The organism is Acutalibacter sp. LFL-21, assembly GCF_025630755.1.
Lineage (GTDB): Bacteria > Bacillota > Clostridia > Oscillospirales > Acutalibacteraceae > Acutalibacter > Acutalibacter stercoravium.
On the sequence record NZ_JAOTNT010000002.1, the window covers coordinates 52953 to 71402 of the forward strand.

Sequence of the window (18450 nt, forward strand, 5' to 3'; positions counted from 1 at the left end):
CTTTAGAAAGTGGAACGCCGCCGGTTCATCCTGGGCTTCAACGGGTGCCTCGTCGCCCTGGGTGTCCTGGGTCTGGTACCTCCCGCCGCCTCGGCCACGCTCCACAACCTGCCCACCCTGGGGGTGAGCCTCCACAGCATGAGCATACCGACCTTGCCTTCGTCCACAAGGGTCATAAGGCGTTGCCAGTCGGGTCTGTCGAAGTTCGTGCCGGAGAAACCATCGTCCACAAAGAACATGGTGTTTCCGAAGCCATTATCATCCGCGTACTTCTGGAGGATGGCCTTTTGAGACGAGATTTGTCAAGGAGTGTTTTTGCAAAGCAGTGTGCAATTCGCATTGACAAGCAGCAAAAAGAATGCTATAATAATATCGTTATCGATAATGATGTTATTGTTTAGGCGCAGAGGAGTGAAGACATGGCCAATAGGGATCATTCCCTGGATGATGGGATCATTCAGGCTGCTTATTCGGAATTTCTTGCTTACGGCTTTCAGAAAGCCTCTCTGCACAAGATCGCCGAAAAAGCCGGTGTTACTACGGGGGCAATCTACACAAGGTACAAAAACAAAGACGCGTTGTTTGCCAGTCTGCTTCAGGATTTTTTTGAGACGATGCAGGTTCTCTTTACCCCCGTCGCAGAAGAATACGAAAAAGCAAAGTGCAGCGCGCAGCCGGAGGATATCCTCCGCGCCATAAACGCCGAAGAACAGGTATATTTTCAACTGCTGACCGAGCACTGCAATGACTGCACTTTATTTTTCTGCCGCAGCGATGGCAGCTCCATTGAAACCGTGCTGCATGAACTGATGAACCGTAAAGCGGAACAAACGGTGGAATTCTTTTCACACATCTATGGAAAAGCACCAAATGCCGATGCGATCCGTCTTTTGATGGGCTCACAGTTCTGGTACTTCCGCCAACTGCTGGATCAGCATATGGAGGAAGGCAGAATGCTTACCTGCTTACAGGCAGTCCTTGATTTCACCAACGCTGGCTGGCGGCAGCTATGCGATACCTTGCAATAAATCCGAAAAGATGATTCGGACGGTCCATCCGTCCGTTTCTTACGACTGTTGGTTAGAGATGGCTAACTAATAAGAAAAGAGTTTGCGATGATAGATTTTGAATTTGAATTCCAATATGCGGAGGCAAAGCTGCCCATCCTCCGACAGGTCGGCGGCGGCATCCCGGCGGGACGCTGCGTGGTGCTCTGCGGCGGCAGCGGATGCGGAAAATCCACGCTGCTGCGGTGCATCAACGGACTGATACCGCAGTTTTATGAGGGAGAGCTAAAAGGCTTTTGCCGCCTGAACGGGCAGGACACCGCCGGAATACGTATCGGCGAAATCGGCGAACTGGCCGCCTCGGTATTTCAGGATCCGCGGAGTCAGTTTTTTACCGTAAACAGCTCCAATGAAGTGGCCTTCGGTCTTGAAAATCACGGTCTGCCGCAAGATAAAATCCGACGGCGGGTAGATGAGGCCTTCCGGATCTTTCATCTGGAGCGGCTGAAGGATCGCAATGTCTACGAGTTGTCCAGCGGCGAGCGACAGCTCATCTCCATCTTGTCCGCGTGGGCAATGGACACAGATATTTTTCTGCTGGATGAGCCCACGGCCAATCTGGACTTTGCAGCCACGCAGCAGTTAAAAGAGATTCTGCTTGCCCTGAAAAAGCAGGGCAAAACGCTGCTGCTCAGTGAGCACCGGCTCTATTATCTTGCGGATATTGCCGACGAATTTTGGGTCATGGCAGACGGCGAGATCAAAGGAAAATACACTGCCACAGAGGCAAAGGCGTTCTCGGCGGAGCAGAGACAAACACTTTCTCTGCGCACGCTCGACCTTGCGGAGATCACCGTGCCGGAGAAAGAGCCGCTGCCGAAAACCGCGCCGACGGCGCTTGCCGTCTCAGATGTCTGCTATACATACGGCAGGAAGGCCGGAGATACCCTCTCTGGTGTCAGCTTTTCCGTCCGTGAGCATGAGATCGTCGGCCTTGTGGGCGCAAACGGCTGCGGCAAAACGACCATCGGCAAGCTGATTGCAGGGCTTTACCGCCCCTCCGGCGGCAGGATAATGCTTTTCGGAAAGTCGCAAAATCCAAAGCAGCTGCAAAAGCAAGTGCTGTTCATCCTTCAGGAGGCGGAGTTCCAGTTCTTCACAGGCTCCGTCCTGCACGAACTGCAATACGGCCATGCGGTGACACCGGAGTTTGAAGCAAAAACGGAAGCGCTGCTGAAAAGTATGGATATGTGGGACTGCCGCAACCGGCATCCCTTTTCCCTCTCCGGCGGGCAGATGCAGCGTCTGACGCTGATGATGGCGTATCTATCCGACAAGCCGATCGTCATACTGGACGAGCCGACAGCAGGACAGGACGCGGAAAGTCTGGAGCGGTGCGCAGCGCTGATCCGGGAGATGCGGGAAGAAAAGACTGTTCTCATCATCACCCACGACCCTGAGCTAATTGCAGGTGCGTGTGACCGCTGCATTGGGCTGTCAGATGGGCATGCAGAAATAGAATTTCCCGTTCATTCGGAACGAGATTTGCAAGCGGTACGGCAATATATGGAGCGCTTCCATCTTTCCAATGCTCCTGCGAAAAAACAGCATAAAGAACGATTCCACCCGGCAACGAAGCTGCTTTACTGGCTGGCCCTGCTGGTCGTGATCTCCACATCCAACAACCACTTAGTTTATGCCGTATATACGGCACTGATCCTGCTGACCGCAGCGGACGGCTGGCTCGGAACGGCGCTGACAGGCGGGATGAGCTTTGGGCTGCTGTGGGCGGCAAACGCTCTGCTGCCGGGCACGGTGTTTTCCTTTATGCTGGTGCTGTTCCCGCGGATCATTGCCGTTGGCATTTCCATGCGGACGCTGATTGGGCGGAATGAAGCCAGCCGCACCCTGGCAGCGCTGCGCAATCTGCACCTGCCGGAGCGATTTATCATGATCGTGGCAGTGATCTTCCGCTTTTTCCCGGTGCTGTCCGGGGATATGAAGCTGCTGCGGCAATCCATCCGCACCCGGGGCGTGTTCACATCGCCGCTTCAGAAGCTGCGAGCGCTGTCATCCTATATCGAAATACTGACCGTGCCGATGGCTTTGCGCGTTATCCGCATCGCCGAAACGCTGTCCGCCTCCGCCGAAACACGGGGCATCGACTTAACCCGCCGCAAAAGCAACTATCTGTCGCTTCGGTTTTCTGCGTGGGATGTTGTGTTCTGCGTCCTGCTGGCAGCATCGATCGCCGCCGGCCTTATCCAGTGATCGCCGTCTCTGCGACGTTCAACCATATTTCATTCAAAAAGGAGTCTTTACCATGAGTACTGCAAACCCCAATAAACTGAAAGTCAAGGACATCATCACCGTTGTCCTGATGGCCCTTATCAATGTGGTCATTTTCTTTGCCAGCTCCGTCCTGTACGCAACGCCCATTACCATCATTCTGATGCCGGTATTTTTCTCCCTGCTGGAGGGCATCGTCTACTTCATCATCGGCACGAAGGTGAAAAAGCCCGGTGCGATCCTGATTTACAGTATCGTCCGTGCCATTATGGGCGGATACCTGCCGTACATCATCCTCTTTATTCTCTCCGGTGCCATTGCCGAGCTGCTGCTGTGGAAGATGGGCTACGGCAACGCGAAGGCGCTGACCGTCAGTTATGTCATCAATCAGGTGCTGGCTGCATTCGGCAGCACCATCATTCCCTACGCCATCGCAGCCAAGGCTATGGCGGATCAGATGGTCACCGATGGCCGTCAGGACGCCATCCTTGCCGCATCCCAGATGCTGCAGTCCTGGGTATCCGTGGCACTGGTGGCCGGTGTGATCGTGGCCGCATTCATCGGAGCAGCTATCGGCAAGGGCATCGTGAAGAAGCATCTGGCTGCCTGATCTGCCTTGGAGGAATTACCCATGAATCAGAACACGAAGCAAAAGCGCTCCGCCGCCTCGTGGCTGGCAGAGCTGGCAAAAGGGGGGTACGGCGAGTACGCTTTGAGCGTCCTTACGGCGCTGCTGGGCGTTGCCTGCTCGCTTATTCCGTATTTCATCATCATCCGGCTTATTTCGCTTCCTTTTCGGGCGTGTACCATTTGGCGTATTTGACAACGCTCTTTTTGTTCTCCGCCTTGCCCTTGTCGGTATTCAAGTCGGTCTTTGCAAAATACCACTTGATATGATAGAGTGAGCGGCGCATCATTTCCTGCACGGCCGTTGGCGGAATTTTCTTTTCGCTTGCCACATAGGGCGCAACGAAGGCAAGGGCGAAAACTCGTTGTATGCCATAGGGTTAAACAAGACGTCCACAGTGCCATTGGATTCGGCAGGGATGAACGTGGCCTCAGAAGTCACCTGCTGGTCGTTCACCTGGAGAGGTTCGCCTGTGGATTTGTCCATGAGCACACCCTTTAATGTATATTCCTGGCCCACAGTCAGCCCGCTGTACTCCACCGTGTCGGTTATGGTCACCTGTTCAGAGGGCTGGGCGGTCTTTTCGCCATCGATGGTGGCGGTGGTTCCAATCTCAGGCTGACCGAAGGTGACAGTCTGTCCTTCATCATTGATATCGGAGTGAGATGCCACCACATTTTCGTCCTGGTACAAGTCCTCGAACACCACCACGGACTTGCCCGCCAGGGCGGAGGCATTGAAGGTGTAGGCCAGCTCCACCGACCCCTCTGAGCTAGTGGGAGTGAACTCTACCTCGGCTGTGACCGGCTGCTCGTTCACTAGCAGCGGCTCGCAGGTTTCTTTATCCATCAAAATACCGCTCAGTTTATAGGTCTGGCCCACCTTCAGATTTTTATAGGTGACCGTGTCCACCAGGGTAATTTCTTCGGCAGGCTCAACAACGTGTTCTCCATCCACCGTAGCCGTGGTGCCGATTTCGGGGATGCCCTCAAACTGGTCATCGATGGTGCCCAGGTAGATGGTGGTATTGTTTCGAGAAATCGTAATGTTTGGCACCTTCACCAGCTCGTACCCCTGGTTGCCCTCGCAGGGCAGTTCCTCCAAGGTATAGGTATCAAAAGGAAGGGCGCAAAGGCCGTCCTGAACATCCACCATCCAGCCCTCGGTGGTCAATCCGAACCAGGTGCCGTTGTGGTCATCCCACAGGGTTTCATCAGTGATTTCATCGTTGCCGTTGGTGTTCTGACTGTGGGGATTCCACTCTGTGGTAGTCCGCACTTCGCCATTTTCGTCGGTCACAACGATGTGGGATTCCCCAGTGGTCTGGCTAGTGAGCTTAAAGGCCACGTTGGCGAACCGCCCCATGTTGGCTTCGCCGCCCTCGCCAACTTTCACGAACTGGAGGTCGCCACGGATGACCTGGTTATAGGCTGCATCGCCATCCCGGAACTCGATGACTTCTCCATCCTTGCGGATTTGGAAAGAGCGCACGGTCTGATCGGTATGGAGGTAACCCTCCCCGGGCTTGCTTTCCACCATTTGGTAGGTGCCGTAGGGGAGCGCTCGGGGGTCTGTCTGGGCGATTCCATCCACCACCTCAATGGTAGCGCATACCTCACCGGGCTGATAGAGAGCGCCGCCCACATACACCGCATTGACACTCTTGTTGGTGATTTCGAACAGGGTGCCGTCCAAGCTGGCGCCGCCCAGGGGAGTGAGCAGCCGGGATTCCAAGTCGCGCTTTTCAATCAAGATGCCGCCTCTAACGACTTCATTGGCCATGGTGAATTCATAGATTATCCCATCATCTTCCACCAAGACGGTCTGGTCAGGGGCCGTCAGCAGCATACTTTCATTGGTGGTACTTTCATGGAGGATGTATTCTCCATAGGGGAGCAGGTCATGCGCCGTGCTGGCCTTTCCCTCAGAGTCGGTGACCAAAGTCTTGACCACCTCGCCGGGCTGGTATTTCTGGCCCTCCACCATGACCGGGTTTCGGCTGTTGTTGATGACTTCAAAGGTGATACCGGAAAAATCAGCATCCCCCTGGGGAGTGGAACCGGTGATAGTGTCCTGCTTCTCCACGCTGAGGCCGCCCCGCTCTACCTCATCCACGGCGGTGACGGAGACCGAGTGACCATTCTGCCGCACCTGGACGGTTTCGCCCTGCCAGGTCAGCAGCATAGATTCGTTTGTGGAGGATTCTTTCACTTCATAGGTGCCGTAGGGCAGCACGTCATTGCCGGTACTGGCACGGCCCGACTCGTCCGTGGTGATGGTCATAACAACGTCGCCCACAGCGTAGGTCTGGCTGCCCACCACCACGGGGTTGGTGGAACGGTTAACCACCTCAAAGGAAATCCCCGCAAAGGAGGAATTGCCTTGGGGTGTTGTCCCCATCTCGCTGTCCTGCTTTTCAATGTCAATGCCGCCCCGAACTACCTCGTTTTCAACTTCGTACTCCAGCATTTGCCCGTCCTCCGAAATGGTGACGGAGATTTCCTCCGTGAAAGTCTGGAGCATGGAGTCGTTGGTGGAAACCTCCCGGACGGTGTATTCACCGTAGGGCAGCGCGTTCTCGCCAGTGGTGGCCACACCGCTGGCATTGGTGGTGATGGTCATGGCCACCTGGCCGGGCTGGGCCGTGCTGCCGTTCACGACCACGGGATTGGTGCTCTGGTTGACAATTTCAAACTGGATTCCCTCCAGGCTGGCATCGCCCTGGGGAGTTGTCCCTGTCTGGGAATCCAGCTTCTGGATGGTGAGCCCGCCCCGCATTACATCCTCGGTAAGATCGTCTACCTCAAATGTGTAGGTGTCACCCACCAGTTGGGAACCGTCCACCGTGTAGGTATGCACCTCGGTGTCCAGGCGGTACCCCTCCGGGGCGGTGAGTTCTTTCACAGTGACGGTGCCAAAGGGGATGCTCTCCAAAGTCCCCAAATTGCCGGAGGAGTCAGAGGTCAGTTCCTCTGTCATCGTCTGCCCACCTTTCTGGTAGCTCACCTGGTACACCGCCCCGGCCAGCGAGGCGTTGCCCTGGGGCGTGCTGCCGGTCTGGGAGTCCTTTTTCTTCAGCTTGAGGGTCAGGGTGCCCGGCTCGTCCTCCACCGACAGGCTGGTGTCCCCGCCATTGATGGTGAACGTATAGATTTTCTCGTCCAGTTTGTACCCTTTTGGCGGCGTCACTTCCTTGACGGAGTAAGTCCCATCCTCCAGAGGTGTGGACAGGGTGGCGTGGCCCGCCTCGTCTGTCGTAAAGGTAGACACCACAGAGCCGGTGCCACTGGTGCCTTTGTAGACATTGTAAGTAGCCCCGGCCAGAGAGTAGAGGGTTGAGTTTTGTGTGGAAGGGGAAAGCGAACAAATGAAGCCAAACCCGAGGCTCCCTCTCGTTTGAAAAACGAATATAAATAAACCGGGCGTTCCCTGCTTACGCGGCCTTAGCTGCATACAAGCAAGGAACACCCGGCTTTTTCGATCTGCCTTTTTACTCCATCGCTTCCCTGTATTCCGGATATGTTTCCTGAATTTTCCGCGCCAGATCCCAGATCTCCTCGTCGCCGGAAAGCACATAGGATGTTCCGCCGGCGCCATGGAACCGGTTTTCATCAAACCAGAAGAGGCAGGTATCCCCATCCGCTGTCTCAAACTCCAGGATCCGGCTGTCTGTAGAGCCGCTGAAAGCTTTGGATACAATGGTCGTTTCCCGTAATGCCTGCAGGATTTCGGAGATGATTTCTTCATCCGTCGTTTCGTAGCGTCCCAGGATGTTATCGTTGTGATGATAGGTAAGCGCGACCGGCAGCTCTTCCAGCGACTGATCCAGAAATTCCTGCTGGCTTTCGGTGCAATAGGCCCGAAGCGATGTGTCTTTTGGGGAACACCCCGCCAGTACGCACAATAAAATCAGCAAAACGGTAATTTTAATCCTCTTCATCCGAGTCCCTTTCTGACTGTCATAGCCTGCGCTGTTTTTCTATGTAGAGCTGGTACAATCCCATGCGTGATTTTACACCCGCTTTCTCATAGATCGCCGCGATATGCCGCTGACAGGTTCGCCGGGATAGATACAGTCCATCTGCGATCTCCTGAATACTTTCCTCTGAATTGACCAGCTTGTCAAATACTTCGGTTTCCTTGGGCGTAAGGATAAACAGCTCCGACAAAAGACGGAACGCTTCCTGAGGGTCCAGGTCTGTCGGGATATCCTTGGGGGTGCCGGATGAAACCGGCATCCAGGCCGTATAAAGATAGATGACTACGCTGACGGCCACAAACAGGACCAGTGCCAGAATGATGGATGCCATGCCATTGCTGTCAGAAACAAGCAACGCTACAGAGGCGTTGGTAAGCAAAGCGGCGCTCATGTTATTCATGGCGCGCCCCATACCGGCCCACAGCGCTGGCGTGGGCATATGGCGGGCAAAATCCAGAAAGCTGGTGGTGAAGAATACCACAAAAAATCCAGCCGAAAGATAAAATACGATCAGGCCGATCAAAAACGGGCCGCCCAGCTTGAGTACTACCACACAGATGACGGACATCAGCATGACGCAGTACATCATCATGGCCATAAATTTCCGCTTTCGGATATCAAAAAGAAAGCCGGCAGAAAGGCCGCTTACCGCCAGCAAAAGCCGCGGCCATTGCCCGATGTCAGTGCCTGCTGCATGATGCATGGTGACCGCGTTGTCCAGCGTACTGAAGATACATGCCATCAGGATGACAAGCAGTGCAAGGAGTCCGCCGGCGGCGATCTTCTTTCGGGTTCCCTTCCCATCATCCTCTATGGCGGGGGACTGGAGTTCTTCCGCTTCTGCGTTTTCCTGGCGGCAAAGCCTTTCTGCCTTCAGCAACAGCGCTAACGCTACAAGGGCAAAGAGTGAAAGTATCAAGGCTTCCGCAGTTTCCAGATCCACAAGATTGTTATTTAGAAACTGCAGGAAGATCCCAAGGGCATAGGAGACACCAACCATACGCGCCAGATGGGTGCGATCCCTCGCCAGTTTGAAAAACAGGTAGTGGGCCGCGCTTCCCAATATCCCCAGAAACAGGAACAATGCCATTCCGGAGAGCAGAGTGGACGAATAAGAAACATGTTTTTGAACCAAAAAATTGCATACTGACGCTGCTAGTGCAAGGATAAAAAGTCCAACGATTTGTACCCGCCTTTTCAAAAGGCGATGAAACAGCGGATAGAGCAAAAAACCGACAGCGCTTATTCCTAACGCGTAGTTTTGCGTAATCACCGTTTTTTCTTCCCCTGCCGTAAGCGAGATCATGTTTACATATAGGTACTCGGCTCCAAGAAATAGAAAAGTAAAAACACTAAGCAGCAGAATCGCATAAATGGATTTTGGATTTGTGAAGCTTTTCTTTATTACCATACGTCCCATTCCACCCCCTTTCTCCGCAATGGTACAGTTATAGACTATTATACTATAAACGGCATGGATTTTCAACGATTTCGGTCGGTTAGAGACTTTTTTTCGCTGACGTTTTTGCGGAATATACAATCCTTCCTGTTTGACCTAAACCAGGGATTCTCCTGGATAAAACCGTATATTTTTGGAGCTGCGTTCCGCATCCGGGAACTACCGGTTTTTTGCGCCCGCACATGCCGTTTTACCGCAGCCACACGGTGCAGCCGCGGTAAACAAGGAAATATCCTGAATGAGAGAAGCTGTCTAGTAGGTGATATTGTGGACGTAAAAATAAATCAGCAGGCCACCCAGCCCAGCGCCGCTTATCAGGCTTGCCCACGTCCAGAATAAAGACAGCAGAAGCCCCAGGAAAATAAACACGCAGAACACCACGACAAAAGCGTCTCTCTGGAAGAGCATGATGAATTTGATACAGGCGATCACAACCCCTGCCATCATAACGAGAGCCCCAAGAAGAGCCAGAACAAAAACGTACACCCCCGCCATCTGGAGAATTGAGATCAGGACATTAAAACCAAGACCTATCCCCGCGATCAGGCTGCCTACTTTGATGAGGCTGTCACGGGAAGCGCTGAACGCGCCAAAGAAATAAGTTGCGATTAACCCGTTGGAGCCAATGAGCAGCATGTTTACAATAATGACCCATTCCGCGCTTATGTAGTACGATGTGGAAACTGCCAAGCTGATAATAGCGGTGAGAACAGTGAGGAACCCCCCGATGGCGCCAATGAGATGGTACGGCCTTAACCTTGCATACATACGATATATCCCCTTTCTGATCCTGCGTTCCGAAAAGGCCAGCTGAAGCTTTTTGGACATTCTGTGTCTTGGCCGACCTTCCATCATGCGAACTTTTCGTTTTTTATCATAGCAGGAAGCCGGTGTTTTTGATAGGCCGCTTTAGCGCCAAACTAAAAAACACTGTGGCGCACCTGCGCCATTTTGAGAAACGAAGCTTTGGAGCCAGAAAATTGAGGCCATCCACCCTGTATAGAGTGTAACACTTCTTAAGTTTACAGGATGTAACAGGCCGCTGTCATGATCGGCAATCCCTTTTGCACAATCAAGGTGTTTTTGAATTTTCACACAAAAAATAGATTGGCGCAGGTGCGCCATGCGTTTTTTGATAAATTGGCACGAAAGCGGCCTGCACAGATCCTTAAAAAAACGATACAGTAAAACCATAAAAGGACAAAAAAGAGTTTGGATCGCCTTTGGCGTTACAGGCCGAGCAGCAAAGCGATTCATGAGACCAGGACAGAAGAAAGGAGGCACGAATGAAAAAAAGAGGGGCAGCGGCACTTCTGGCAGCCATCTGTTTGCTGGCGGGGTGTGCAGCATCAGATCCTGCGCTTCCGGCAGAGACTCCGACCCCGACAGAGACTTCGTCCCCGGCATACCAAGGGGACTCCCTTTTTGCTTACTGTACCGAAAGGCAGCGGGAGCTTTTGGAGCTGCCCCATGAGGAACTGCCGGTGGAACTGATCTTTCACCATTGGACGGAGACGGCGGCGGACTACGAGACAAGGGACGAAACGGTGATCGCCGGGGTCTTGCAGGCGCTGCGGGATGTGTCGGTGGAATCCGAGTCACCCATCGTCTCTACAGATAACCGGGGGCTTACATTTGTGACGGCGCAAGGGGATACCTACAGTTTCTGGTTTGATAAACGCCGGTTCGAAGGGGTGGATGGCAGGTGCTATGTCCTTTCCGAAGATGAAAAGCTTTGGGAATTGGTGTGGGGGATTCGGGCGGCAGACCCAGACTATCAGGATCTGATGAGATAAGCGGTATTTCCCCATGATTTCTGCGAAAAATGCGGATTGGCGCAGGTGCGCCACATAATTTTTGGGAAATTGGCGCTAAAGCGACCTGCACAAATCCCGAAAAAGGCGCTACAGTAAGAACAGCAAAAAACCAGGGATGGTTTTGGATAATCCTTAAGATTTCTTTATCAGGAGGAAAACAATTATGAGACAGTGTGACAATGGCCATTTTTACGATGAATCCAGATTCGATAGCTGCCCCTACTGCCAGGAGGGCGCCGGGGTCGGCAAGACGGTTGCGGCCGGAACGGTAGGGAAGACCGTGGCTGCTGTGCCGGGCGGCGCTGCGCCGGAAGCAGACAGAGGCAAGACGGTGGGCATTATTAAAAAGAAGATCGGTATTGATCCTGCAGTAGGATTCTTGGTCTGTGTTTCCGGTCCCCATCGCGGCGCAGATTATAAGCTGGTAGCAGGCAGAAACTTCATAGGAAGGGCGGCGGCGATGGACGTGGCCCTGGCGGATGACGATACTGTATCCAGAGAAAGCCATGCATTGGTTACATATGACGCCAAGCATAACAGCTTTTCCCTTTCTCCCGGCCAGGGCAGGGGCATCACTTACTGCAACGACGAGCAGGTGGAAATGGTACGCCCCTTAAAAGCCTACGATGTGATCGAGGTGGGAAAGAGCCAGCTTCTCTTCCTGCCCCTGTGCGGCGAGCAATTCCAGTGGAATGAGGAGTAAAGGATGGAGCGTGTACTTTCATGGTTAAACCAGCCGCTGTTTCCGGATACCGTCATCCGCGTCTGGATGGCGGTTGCGGCGGGCGCAGCGCTTCTATTGGCGCTGATTCTCGCCTTTTTCCTGATACGGCGGAAGAAGAAAAAGAAGCGGGGTGATCAGGCGGTGGAAGAACCGATTACGGAACGTCCGGAACCGCTGCCGGAACTGGAGCTTGCCAACCTACAGGGCGTTGGCAGCCGGGAAGAACAGCAGGACGCTTTCGGCATCTCCCGCATGGATCGTTATGAGGAAGACGGGCTGCTCGCTGTGCTGTGCGACGGTATGGGCGGTATGGCGGAGGGCGGCATGATCGCTGCGGAAACTGCCTCCCAGTTGGTGGGGATCTTTCCTTGGGCAGATGACAGCGATGTGCCCGGCTGGGTATACCAGCGAAGCGCCAGAGTCTACCAGCAGTTTCGCGGGCACGGGGGGACTACCCTGGTGGCGGCCCTGCTCAAAGAGAATCGCCTCTCCTTCTGGTGCGTAGGCGACAGCGATTTGTTCCTGCTCAGGGAAAACAAACTCTATGGGTTAAATGCCCGGCAGGAATTTAAGAACGATTTGATTTTGAGGACACTGGACGGGGCGTTCCCCGTGGAGGAAGCGTTTCAAGATCCCCAGGCAGGGGCCCTTTCGGAGTACATAGGCAAAGAAGATGTAACATGCGACTATACCCGTATGCCCTTTCTTCTCCAGCCGGAGGACGCGCTGCTGCTCTGCTCGGACGGGGTGAGCGATACACTGACCTTGAAGCAGATTCGGGAAGCCATGGCGCTCTCTTCCCAGGCGTGCTGCGACAAGCTGGAGGAGGAAATCCTGGCCGCCGGAAAGCCGGGCCAGGATAACTATACGGCCATCGCATTGAAATACCATGGAAAAAATGAGGAGGAATCATAATGGAAGCGAAAAAGTCATCGGGCAAGCAGGTTGTTGCTATCCTGCTGCTGGTTATTGGCCTGGCCGCCGGTGTGTTCGGCGTATTGGGCCTGGTAGGCGGGGGCGGCATGGATCCTTATGAGGCCCGCAACGGAGTTGTATATATATATTCAGTAGCTTATAACGATCAGGGGCAAAGCGAAGCAGGCTGGGGAACCGGCTGGGCAATCGGCAAGCCGGGAGAGCCGGTGCAGTATATTGTAACCAACGGCCATGTGGTGGAGAGGGCATATGCATATCCCAAGCAGTACGCCAATATTACCGGAGACCTGAAGGTATACTTTTCCGCGGCAGAAAACGATTTTGTTGCCGGGCAGGTCGTCTACTATTCCGGATTTAACGAAAAGGATATTGCCATCATCAAACTCCCCTCCGCAACGGATAAACGGACGGCGCTCAGGCTTCGCAGCTCCTCCGATGTGAAGGTGGGCGAAACGGTCTATGCCCTGGGCTATCCGGGTACGGCTACCGTAGGGCAGGATTTTAAAACCTTCGATCAGGATGATATTACCCTGACTAAGGGCGTAATCAGCAAAAAAATGACGCCGAGTTTCTCTACATATGACGCATTCCAAATGGACACCTATATTTCCGGAGGAAACTCCGGCGGTCCGCTGGTAGATGAGAACGGTTTTGTGGTAGGCGTCAATTCCGCAGGAATAGAAGCCTCCGGAATCGACATTGGTATGAACTACGCAATCGTCGCGGATGAACTGATTAAAATCCTAGACAGCGAAAGAATCGAGTATACCATGGCGGGCGGCGGGGTTTCCTGGGCGCAGCCCTGGTTTGCCTATGTGTTCCTGCCCATCGGCGTGCTGGCGCTGGCCGGCGGCATCATCCTGCTGGTAACGTCCCAGAAGAACGGTCAGGGCGCCCCAGTAGCTGCCGGCGCTGCCGCAGGTATGGGATCTGGAAAAGCGCCTGCAAGAGGCGGCCGCGGCCCTGTGGAAAAACGGGCTGTGCTGCGCGGCGTGACAGGAAAATACTCTGGCCAGAGCTTTGACCTGTTAAAGGGCAAGGTGGTCATCGGCCGAGACCCGGCAACCTGTAACATCGTATTCGATAAAAACACGCCGGGTATCAGCGGGCGGCACTGCCAGGTAGTCTACGACCCGAATGAAGACTGCTTTATCATCACCGATCTGGGATCGTCCTACGGCACGTTCCTGGGCAACGGCAAAAAGCTGACGGCGAATGTGGCGGAAAAATTGTCGACCGGGGACACCTTCTACCTGTGCGACAACGCCAACCGGTTTGTGGTGAGCAAGGAGTAACCCGTTATGGCAGGGTATTGTTTAAAAAACGGAAGAATCCAGGAAGCGTGGGGAGAGGACGCCGCCGGCCGGGAACTGGCGGCTGTCTTCCACCTGACTGCAGACGGTGAAATGAAAGAACTCCACGAGTTCCCGGCGCTGTCGGAAGGTGAAGGGGCGCTGGCGTATGCAGGTGAGTTCTACATTGAACCCCTGGAAGTACAGATTGAATTTCTAAAAGCGGCCAATGCAGAAAAATGGCTGGAGGCGCTGCTCTTGCGGCATGTCGACCGGGTGCGGCAGGTATCGGAGGAACTCTTTGTCATAGCTGAGATAAAATCGTTTGGAGCATGAATGCAACGGACGCGATGGGGGATATTTTGTTCTTTGCCCTTGGAGTATGTTTGTTTCTCTTCGGAATCATTTTGGCATTCTGTCGGACTGTACGGTCAAAGCGTCGCTGCCGGAGAAGAGTGAACGCCGTCATCTGCGATGTGGACGTCAGCTGGACAGACGACGATTTCACCGATTTCTTCATTATCAACTATAAATACCATCCGGTCTACCAGTACACATTGGATGGACAGGAGTATCGGGTAGTATCCCGGGTAGAGTATTCCAAAAAGGACGAAATCAAAGTCGGTAGTTATGAGGTGCTCTTTGTGGATGAAAAGAATCCCCGGTACTTTTCCTGCCCCTCTGAGAATAGGGAACGTGTAATCAGCGCCCTTATCTGGTCTGTGCTGGGAGTTGCCTTTGCACTTTTTCCTTTAGTGGGCTGGGGCGGGTGGATCGGGTTTCTGGTGGCGCTGGGATTGCTCCTGCTGGGTGATCTGTGTTACGATGCCTGGTCCAAAAATCGGAAGGAGTGACTGTATTTTGCTATCAAAATACATCGTTTTATACTTAAAATACATTGCTTGAGGAGGTGGGAGAATGAATCCGGAACGTGTTTGTTATGGCTGTTTCGCGGAAAAAGAACCGGGGATTCCATGCCCCCGATGCGGATTTAATGAGAACGACGAGCAGCCCTATCTTGCGCTGCCCCTGGGTACGATCCTAAACGGGAGATATCTGGTAGGAAAGGTGCTTGGCATTGGCGGGTTCGGTATCACCTATCTGGGATACGACCTGACACTGGAGATCAAGGTTGCGATTAAAGAATATATGCCCTCCGCCCTGGCCACAAGGCATCCGGACCACTATAGTGTGGCGCTGACCGGACGGGTGGAGGAGGATTACCAGTACGGTATGGAGCGCTTTTTGGATGAAGCGAAGATCCTTGCCAAGCTGCAAAACACCCCGCATATCGTATCGGTGCAGAACTATTTCAAAGAGAACGGCACCGCATACTTTGTGATGGAGTACATAGACGGTATGAGCCTGAAAGCCTACCTGGCAAAAAACGGGGATAAGATCCCCTATAACCAGGCGATTGCCATTCTGCAGCCGATCATGGAAGCGCTGGTTCAGGTGCATGCGCTGAACCTCCTGCACCGGGACATCAGCCCGGACAATATCTATATCACATCCAAAGGCGAAAGCCGTCTGCTGGATTTCGGCGCGGCGCGGTTCGCACTGGGGGACGGCAAGAGCGTGTCGGTCATCTTAAAACATGGCTACGCGCCGGAGGAACAGTATTCCAGCCACGGCAATCAGGGACCGTGGACGGATGTTTACGCCATGGGCGCTACCCTGTACCGCTGCATTACCGGGCAGCTTCCGCCAGATTCGGTGGGACGGATCCATGGGGATACCATGAAAAGGCCGTCGGAGCTGGGGTTCCGTATTCCGGCTAATGTGGAAAACGCCATCATGAAAGCGTTGGCGGTAAAAACCGAGGATCGTTTCCCCAATATGGAGGCATTCATCGGGGCACTGAACGGGCGCGTTTCCGTACAGGATCAGGTGGCGGCCAGTATCAGCCAGCGCACCCAGGCTACCGCTTACAGGCAGGAAGGCTACGGGCAGACTGCCTATCAGCAGCCCGCCTATAACGGCGGGGGTGCTGCGGCAGGAAAGCCCTCTGCGTTCTCCCGGTTCCTTTCCTATATGAAAGCCAATCCGGTGGTTGCCTGGGTTTCCGGCGGTGGGCTGCTGGCGGTGATCGCCCTTTGTATTATCCTTCCTATCGCGCTTTCCGGCGGAGGGGAAAAAAGGCCGACAGGAGGGGGCGGCGGTGGGAATACGCCTGTCATCAGCCAACCTACGCCTATCATCAGCCAACCGCAGACGAGTAATCCGGAACCGACAACAGACCCAGAGCCTACTACAGAACCTCCAGCGGAAATGGTGGCGCAGGATCTTGGCATCCTCAACGCTACGATTGAGATCCCGTCGGATTATACGAGGGTTGAGGAGGAGACGGTTTTTATCAATGAGGCTAAAGGCTGCGGTATGATGATGGATTATCTTTGGAACATTGACGGACCCATCTACTCCCTTGCCGATGTGGAATCCCAGAGAGAAGCTATTGCCGCCATCCTGATGCAGAACCTGTTTGAAGTTTCGGATTATCAGATCCTTGCTGCCGGACCCGATCAGGTGGGAAGCGCAGGCGCCTATCAAATCTATCTTGAAGGCACCGACAGCGAAGGCGTCTCCAACGAAGTGGTCATTATGGCGGTGGAGGGGTATGATTTCGGCTGTTATTTCATCATCACGAGCTATCCCAAGGGGGACAAAGCCGCCGAAGCGGAAATCCATTCCATTATTCAGTCCTTTAAGAGCAACGGTGCGCCGGAGACAACGTACAAGATGTACTATGGCTCTAAGAGCGGCGTCAAGGTGATTGTGGACGATGCCGTGGCAGCAGGACGCGTGATGGACACGACTGTTAACCTGGGAGAGGCCGGAGCGGTGGCCGAATTGGTTATTTACCCAACGGACGCGGCAGTGGAAGCCGGCTTTGGGAGCGCTACGCCGGACAGCGGGATTGTGGAAATAGGGAATGCCGGCCAGCTGGGAATGAGCAGCCCGGAGGAGGTCTTGCAGTTTCAGAGAGACGTGGCGTCTAGCGCGGGCGTTTCCGTAGGTGAAACATACACGTCGCAGTCGGGCGGTGTGGAATGGCTGTGCATGGATTGGACCATGAATGAATTTACGTTCAGTGTTGCCTCCGCCATGATCGACGGCAAGTGTTACGCTGTTAGCTGCATGTTCAACAGCTCCAACAAAGATGCGGTTGTCGCTTTGCATCAACAGGCCATGGCGTCCGTCCGTGCATGGGAGGGATAACCAGCATGGAAGATCTTATTCTAATTCTCGTTCTGAGCGGCATCGGCCTTGTCACGCTTCTGGTTTCCGTCTGGCTGTTCTACAGGAAGAAAAGAAAAACGACGGAGAAGAAGAGAGCCTGCACGGCGGAATGCCGGGCGGCCATTGTGGACGCAGTAAACTATCATGTCAAAAGTAAGTATCGTCTGGCAAAGGCCGCGGGGGCTGTTTCCGTGGCTCATCTTCTCAGCGGTGCAGGCGGCTCCGTTGGGAAAATGGCTTCCCTGGGGGTGAAAACGGCGACGCTGGGACTCTATTATTATCCCGTGTACCGGTATACCTACCGGGGAGAGACCTATGAACAGATCGGCGATGTCCCGGCAATGGAGGAACAGGCCCGGAAAAAGGTGGGAACGGAGCTTACACTTTTTATCGATCCGGCCAAACCTACCAGCTTTTACTGCCTGGAGGAGGAAAAGGGTTACTTTCAGCAGCGCCTTGCTTACCTGATCGTCGCTCTTCTCGTCATTGCGGTTTTGATTATGATTGGAGTCATGTGGCTAACAATATAGCTTCAGTGCCTGCCGCAGCGAAACCTGCGGCAGGCGGTTTCCCTAAAAAAGATTGGTGCGGGCGGAAAGGAGGTGAAGCGTATGAATTTTGCAGAGGATATTGCGTTTATTCTGATTGTATGCGCGATAACATATCCGCTTTTCGCGATATTTTTCGTGCTTGCCCACTTTTACAAGAAAAAGACGCAGAGAGGGAGCGGCTGCACGGTTTTTCTAAAAGCGACCGTCATCGAACCGCTGAGGATTCGGATCAAGCATTCCTACCATTATTTTATGATATACCAATACGAGTATATGGGCTACGTCTATCAAAAAAACACCGGCATCGATTTGGCCTATCATCAGGCGCAGAAGAAGATCGGAACTGAGGTGGAGATTTACATTGACCCATCTGATCCGGAAAAATACTTCTGTCCCGCCGATGTCAAGATGTATCGGATGATTCAGATCTGCCTTCTGTGCTGCGGGTGGCTTTTTATTGTGGGAACGCCCATCGCCTGTTTTATATTAGAGTATTTATATTAGAGTTATAGATTGCGACGATCCAAG

At 53.6% G+C, this 18450-nt stretch carries 19 protein-coding genes and 1 pseudogene; 13 read left to right on the forward strand and 7 right to left on the reverse strand.

The window, feature by feature from the left end; all coding sequences use genetic code 11:
- Positions 1-182: 182 nt before the first annotated feature.
- Positions 183-239: pseudogene (locus ODJ80_RS02540) on the reverse strand (recombinase family protein); the annotation flags it as partial.
- A gap of 180 nt (positions 240-419) precedes the next feature.
- On the opposite strand from ODJ80_RS02540, the gene ODJ80_RS02545 reads away from it, so the two are divergent.
- The 4 genes from ODJ80_RS02545 to ODJ80_RS02560 all read left to right on the forward strand — a co-directional run bounded on the left by ODJ80_RS02545 (position 420) and on the right by ODJ80_RS02560 (position 4119).
- Positions 420-1028 carry a TetR/AcrR family transcriptional regulator gene (locus ODJ80_RS02545; RefSeq protein WP_263040787.1) on the forward strand — a complete coding sequence of 203 codons (609 nt, stop codon included), beginning with the start codon at positions 420-422 and terminating at the stop codon, positions 1026-1028.
- 87 nt (positions 1029-1115) lie between these two features.
- Entirely contained in the window at positions 1116-3278 is a 2163-nt protein-coding gene (locus tag ODJ80_RS02550) for an ATP-binding cassette domain-containing protein (protein ID WP_263040788.1), read from the forward strand.
- Between the two features lie 52 nt (positions 3279-3330).
- Positions 3331-3906 carry an MptD family putative ECF transporter S component gene (locus ODJ80_RS02555; protein WP_263040789.1) on the forward strand — a complete coding sequence of 192 codons (576 nt, stop codon included), beginning with the start codon at positions 3331-3333 and terminating at the stop codon, positions 3904-3906.
- Between the two features lie 21 nt (positions 3907-3927).
- Entirely contained in the window at positions 3928-4119 is a 192-nt protein-coding gene (locus ODJ80_RS02560) for a hypothetical protein (protein WP_263040790.1), read from the forward strand.
- On the opposite strand, the gene ODJ80_RS14140 is transcribed toward ODJ80_RS02560, so the two are convergent.
- The 6 genes from ODJ80_RS14140 to ODJ80_RS02585 form a co-directional block, all read right to left on the reverse strand.
- The gene (locus ODJ80_RS14140) at positions 4076-4255 is read right to left on the reverse strand and encodes a hypothetical protein (protein WP_442863883.1); all 180 of its coding nucleotides are present in this window, start codon (positions 4253-4255) and stop codon (positions 4076-4078) included. The genes ODJ80_RS02560 and ODJ80_RS14140 overlap by 44 nt on opposite strands.
- Entirely contained in the window at positions 4210-7521 is a 3312-nt protein-coding gene (locus ODJ80_RS02565; RefSeq protein WP_317619854.1) for a VaFE repeat-containing surface-anchored protein, read from the reverse strand. The genes ODJ80_RS14140 and ODJ80_RS02565 overlap by 46 nt, the downstream gene beginning before the upstream one ends.
- Entirely contained in the window at positions 7415-7864 is a 450-nt protein-coding gene (locus ODJ80_RS02570) for a hypothetical protein (protein WP_076779351.1), read from the reverse strand. The genes ODJ80_RS02565 and ODJ80_RS02570 overlap by 107 nt, the downstream gene beginning before the upstream one ends.
- 19 nt (positions 7865-7883) lie before the next feature.
- Entirely contained in the window at positions 7884-9323 is a 1440-nt protein-coding gene (locus ODJ80_RS02575; protein ID WP_263040792.1) for a response regulator transcription factor, read from the reverse strand.
- Positions 9324-9614: 291 nt separating this feature from the next.
- Positions 9615-10130: a hypothetical protein gene (locus tag ODJ80_RS02580; RefSeq protein ID WP_140401244.1), complete on the reverse strand. Its 516-nt coding sequence runs from the start codon at positions 10128-10130 to the stop codon at positions 9615-9617.
- Positions 10131-10271: 141 nt separating this feature from the next.
- Positions 10272-10769, reverse strand: coding sequence for a hypothetical protein (locus ODJ80_RS02585; RefSeq protein ID WP_263040793.1), 498 nt, complete (start codon positions 10767-10769; stop codon positions 10272-10274).
- Between the two features lie 50 nt (positions 10770-10819).
- Between ODJ80_RS02585 and ODJ80_RS02590 the strand changes: the two genes are divergently transcribed.
- The 9 genes from ODJ80_RS02590 to ODJ80_RS02630 all read left to right on the forward strand — a co-directional run bounded on the left by ODJ80_RS02590 (position 10820) and on the right by ODJ80_RS02630 (position 18426).
- Positions 10820-11158, forward strand: a complete 339-nt coding sequence (locus ODJ80_RS02590) for a hypothetical protein (RefSeq protein WP_143256409.1) — start codon at positions 10820-10822, stop codon at positions 11156-11158.
- A 184-nt stretch (positions 11159-11342) separates the two neighbouring features.
- On the forward strand, positions 11343-11882 hold the full coding sequence (locus tag ODJ80_RS02595; RefSeq protein WP_007048424.1) for an FHA domain-containing protein: 540 nt from the start codon (positions 11343-11345) through the stop codon (positions 11880-11882).
- A 3-nt stretch (positions 11883-11885) separates the two neighbouring features.
- Positions 11886-12818 carry a PP2C family protein-serine/threonine phosphatase gene (locus ODJ80_RS02600; RefSeq protein WP_263040794.1) on the forward strand — a complete coding sequence of 311 codons (933 nt, stop codon included), beginning with the start codon at positions 11886-11888 and terminating at the stop codon, positions 12816-12818.
- Complete coding sequence (locus tag ODJ80_RS02605; protein WP_263040795.1) at positions 12818-14134, forward strand: trypsin-like peptidase domain-containing protein; 1317 nt, start codon at positions 12818-12820, stop codon at positions 14132-14134. Before ODJ80_RS02600 ends, ODJ80_RS02605 begins: the two co-directional genes overlap by 1 nt.
- Before the next feature lie 6 nt (positions 14135-14140).
- Complete coding sequence (locus ODJ80_RS02610; protein ID WP_007048427.1) at positions 14141-14467, forward strand: hypothetical protein; 327 nt, start codon at positions 14141-14143, stop codon at positions 14465-14467.
- A 119-nt stretch (positions 14468-14586) separates the two neighbouring features.
- Positions 14587-14985: a hypothetical protein gene (locus ODJ80_RS02615; protein ID WP_263040796.1), complete on the forward strand. Its 399-nt coding sequence runs from the start codon at positions 14587-14589 to the stop codon at positions 14983-14985.
- A 64-nt stretch (positions 14986-15049) separates the two neighbouring features.
- Positions 15050-17350 carry a serine/threonine protein kinase gene (locus ODJ80_RS02620; protein WP_263040797.1) on the forward strand — a complete coding sequence of 767 codons (2301 nt, stop codon included), beginning with the start codon at positions 15050-15052 and terminating at the stop codon, positions 17348-17350.
- 5 nt (positions 17351-17355) lie between these two features.
- Positions 17356-17901 (forward strand): DUF3592 domain-containing protein, encoded by a 546-nt coding sequence (locus tag ODJ80_RS02625; RefSeq protein WP_263040798.1) that lies wholly within the window; start codon positions 17356-17358, stop codon positions 17899-17901.
- 81 nt (positions 17902-17982) lie between these two features.
- A complete protein-coding gene (locus ODJ80_RS02630) occupies positions 17983-18426 on the forward strand; it encodes a DUF3592 domain-containing protein (protein WP_263040799.1) in 444 nt (147 codons plus the stop codon).
- Positions 18427-18450 lie beyond the last annotated feature (24 nt).

Coding starts and splice junctions, on each gene's coding strand:
- ODJ80_RS02580 (WP_140401244.1), bottom strand. CDS start 10,130: ATGTATGCAAGGTTAAGGCCGTACCATCTCATTGGCGCCATCGGGGGG.
- ODJ80_RS02625 (WP_263040798.1), top strand. CDS start 17,356: ATGGAAGATCTTATTCTAATTCTCGTTCTGAGCGGCATCGGCCTTGTC.
- ODJ80_RS02570 (WP_076779351.1), bottom strand. CDS start 7,864: ATGAAGAGGATTAAAATTACCGTTTTGCTGATTTTATTGTGCGTACTG.
- ODJ80_RS02610 (WP_007048427.1), top strand. CDS start 14,141: ATGGCAGGGTATTGTTTAAAAAACGGAAGAATCCAGGAAGCGTGGGGA.
- ODJ80_RS02630 (WP_263040799.1), top strand. CDS start 17,983: ATGAATTTTGCAGAGGATATTGCGTTTATTCTGATTGTATGCGCGATA.
- ODJ80_RS02565 (WP_317619854.1), bottom strand. CDS start 7,521: ATGGCGCCGGCGGAACATCCTATGTGCTTTCCGGCGACGAGGAGATCT.
- ODJ80_RS02605 (WP_263040795.1), top strand. CDS start 12,818: ATGGAAGCGAAAAAGTCATCGGGCAAGCAGGTTGTTGCTATCCTGCTG.
- ODJ80_RS02620 (WP_263040797.1), top strand. CDS start 15,050: ATGAATCCGGAACGTGTTTGTTATGGCTGTTTCGCGGAAAAAGAACCG.
- ODJ80_RS02595 (WP_007048424.1), top strand. CDS start 11,343: ATGAGACAGTGTGACAATGGCCATTTTTACGATGAATCCAGATTCGAT.
- ODJ80_RS02545 (WP_263040787.1), top strand. CDS start 420: ATGGCCAATAGGGATCATTCCCTGGATGATGGGATCATTCAGGCTGCT.
- ODJ80_RS02585 (WP_263040793.1), bottom strand. CDS start 10,769: ATGCCGGGGACGAAGTCTCTGTCGGGGTCGGAGTCTCTGCCGGAAGCG.
- ODJ80_RS02560 (WP_263040790.1), top strand. CDS start 3,928: ATGAATCAGAACACGAAGCAAAAGCGCTCCGCCGCCTCGTGGCTGGCA.
- ODJ80_RS02555 (WP_263040789.1), top strand. CDS start 3,331: ATGAGTACTGCAAACCCCAATAAACTGAAAGTCAAGGACATCATCACC.
- ODJ80_RS02575 (WP_263040792.1), bottom strand. CDS start 9,323: ATGGGACGTATGGTAATAAAGAAAAGCTTCACAAATCCAAAATCCATT.
- ODJ80_RS02600 (WP_263040794.1), top strand. CDS start 11,886: ATGGAGCGTGTACTTTCATGGTTAAACCAGCCGCTGTTTCCGGATACC.
- ODJ80_RS02550 (WP_263040788.1), top strand. CDS start 1,116: ATGATAGATTTTGAATTTGAATTCCAATATGCGGAGGCAAAGCTGCCC.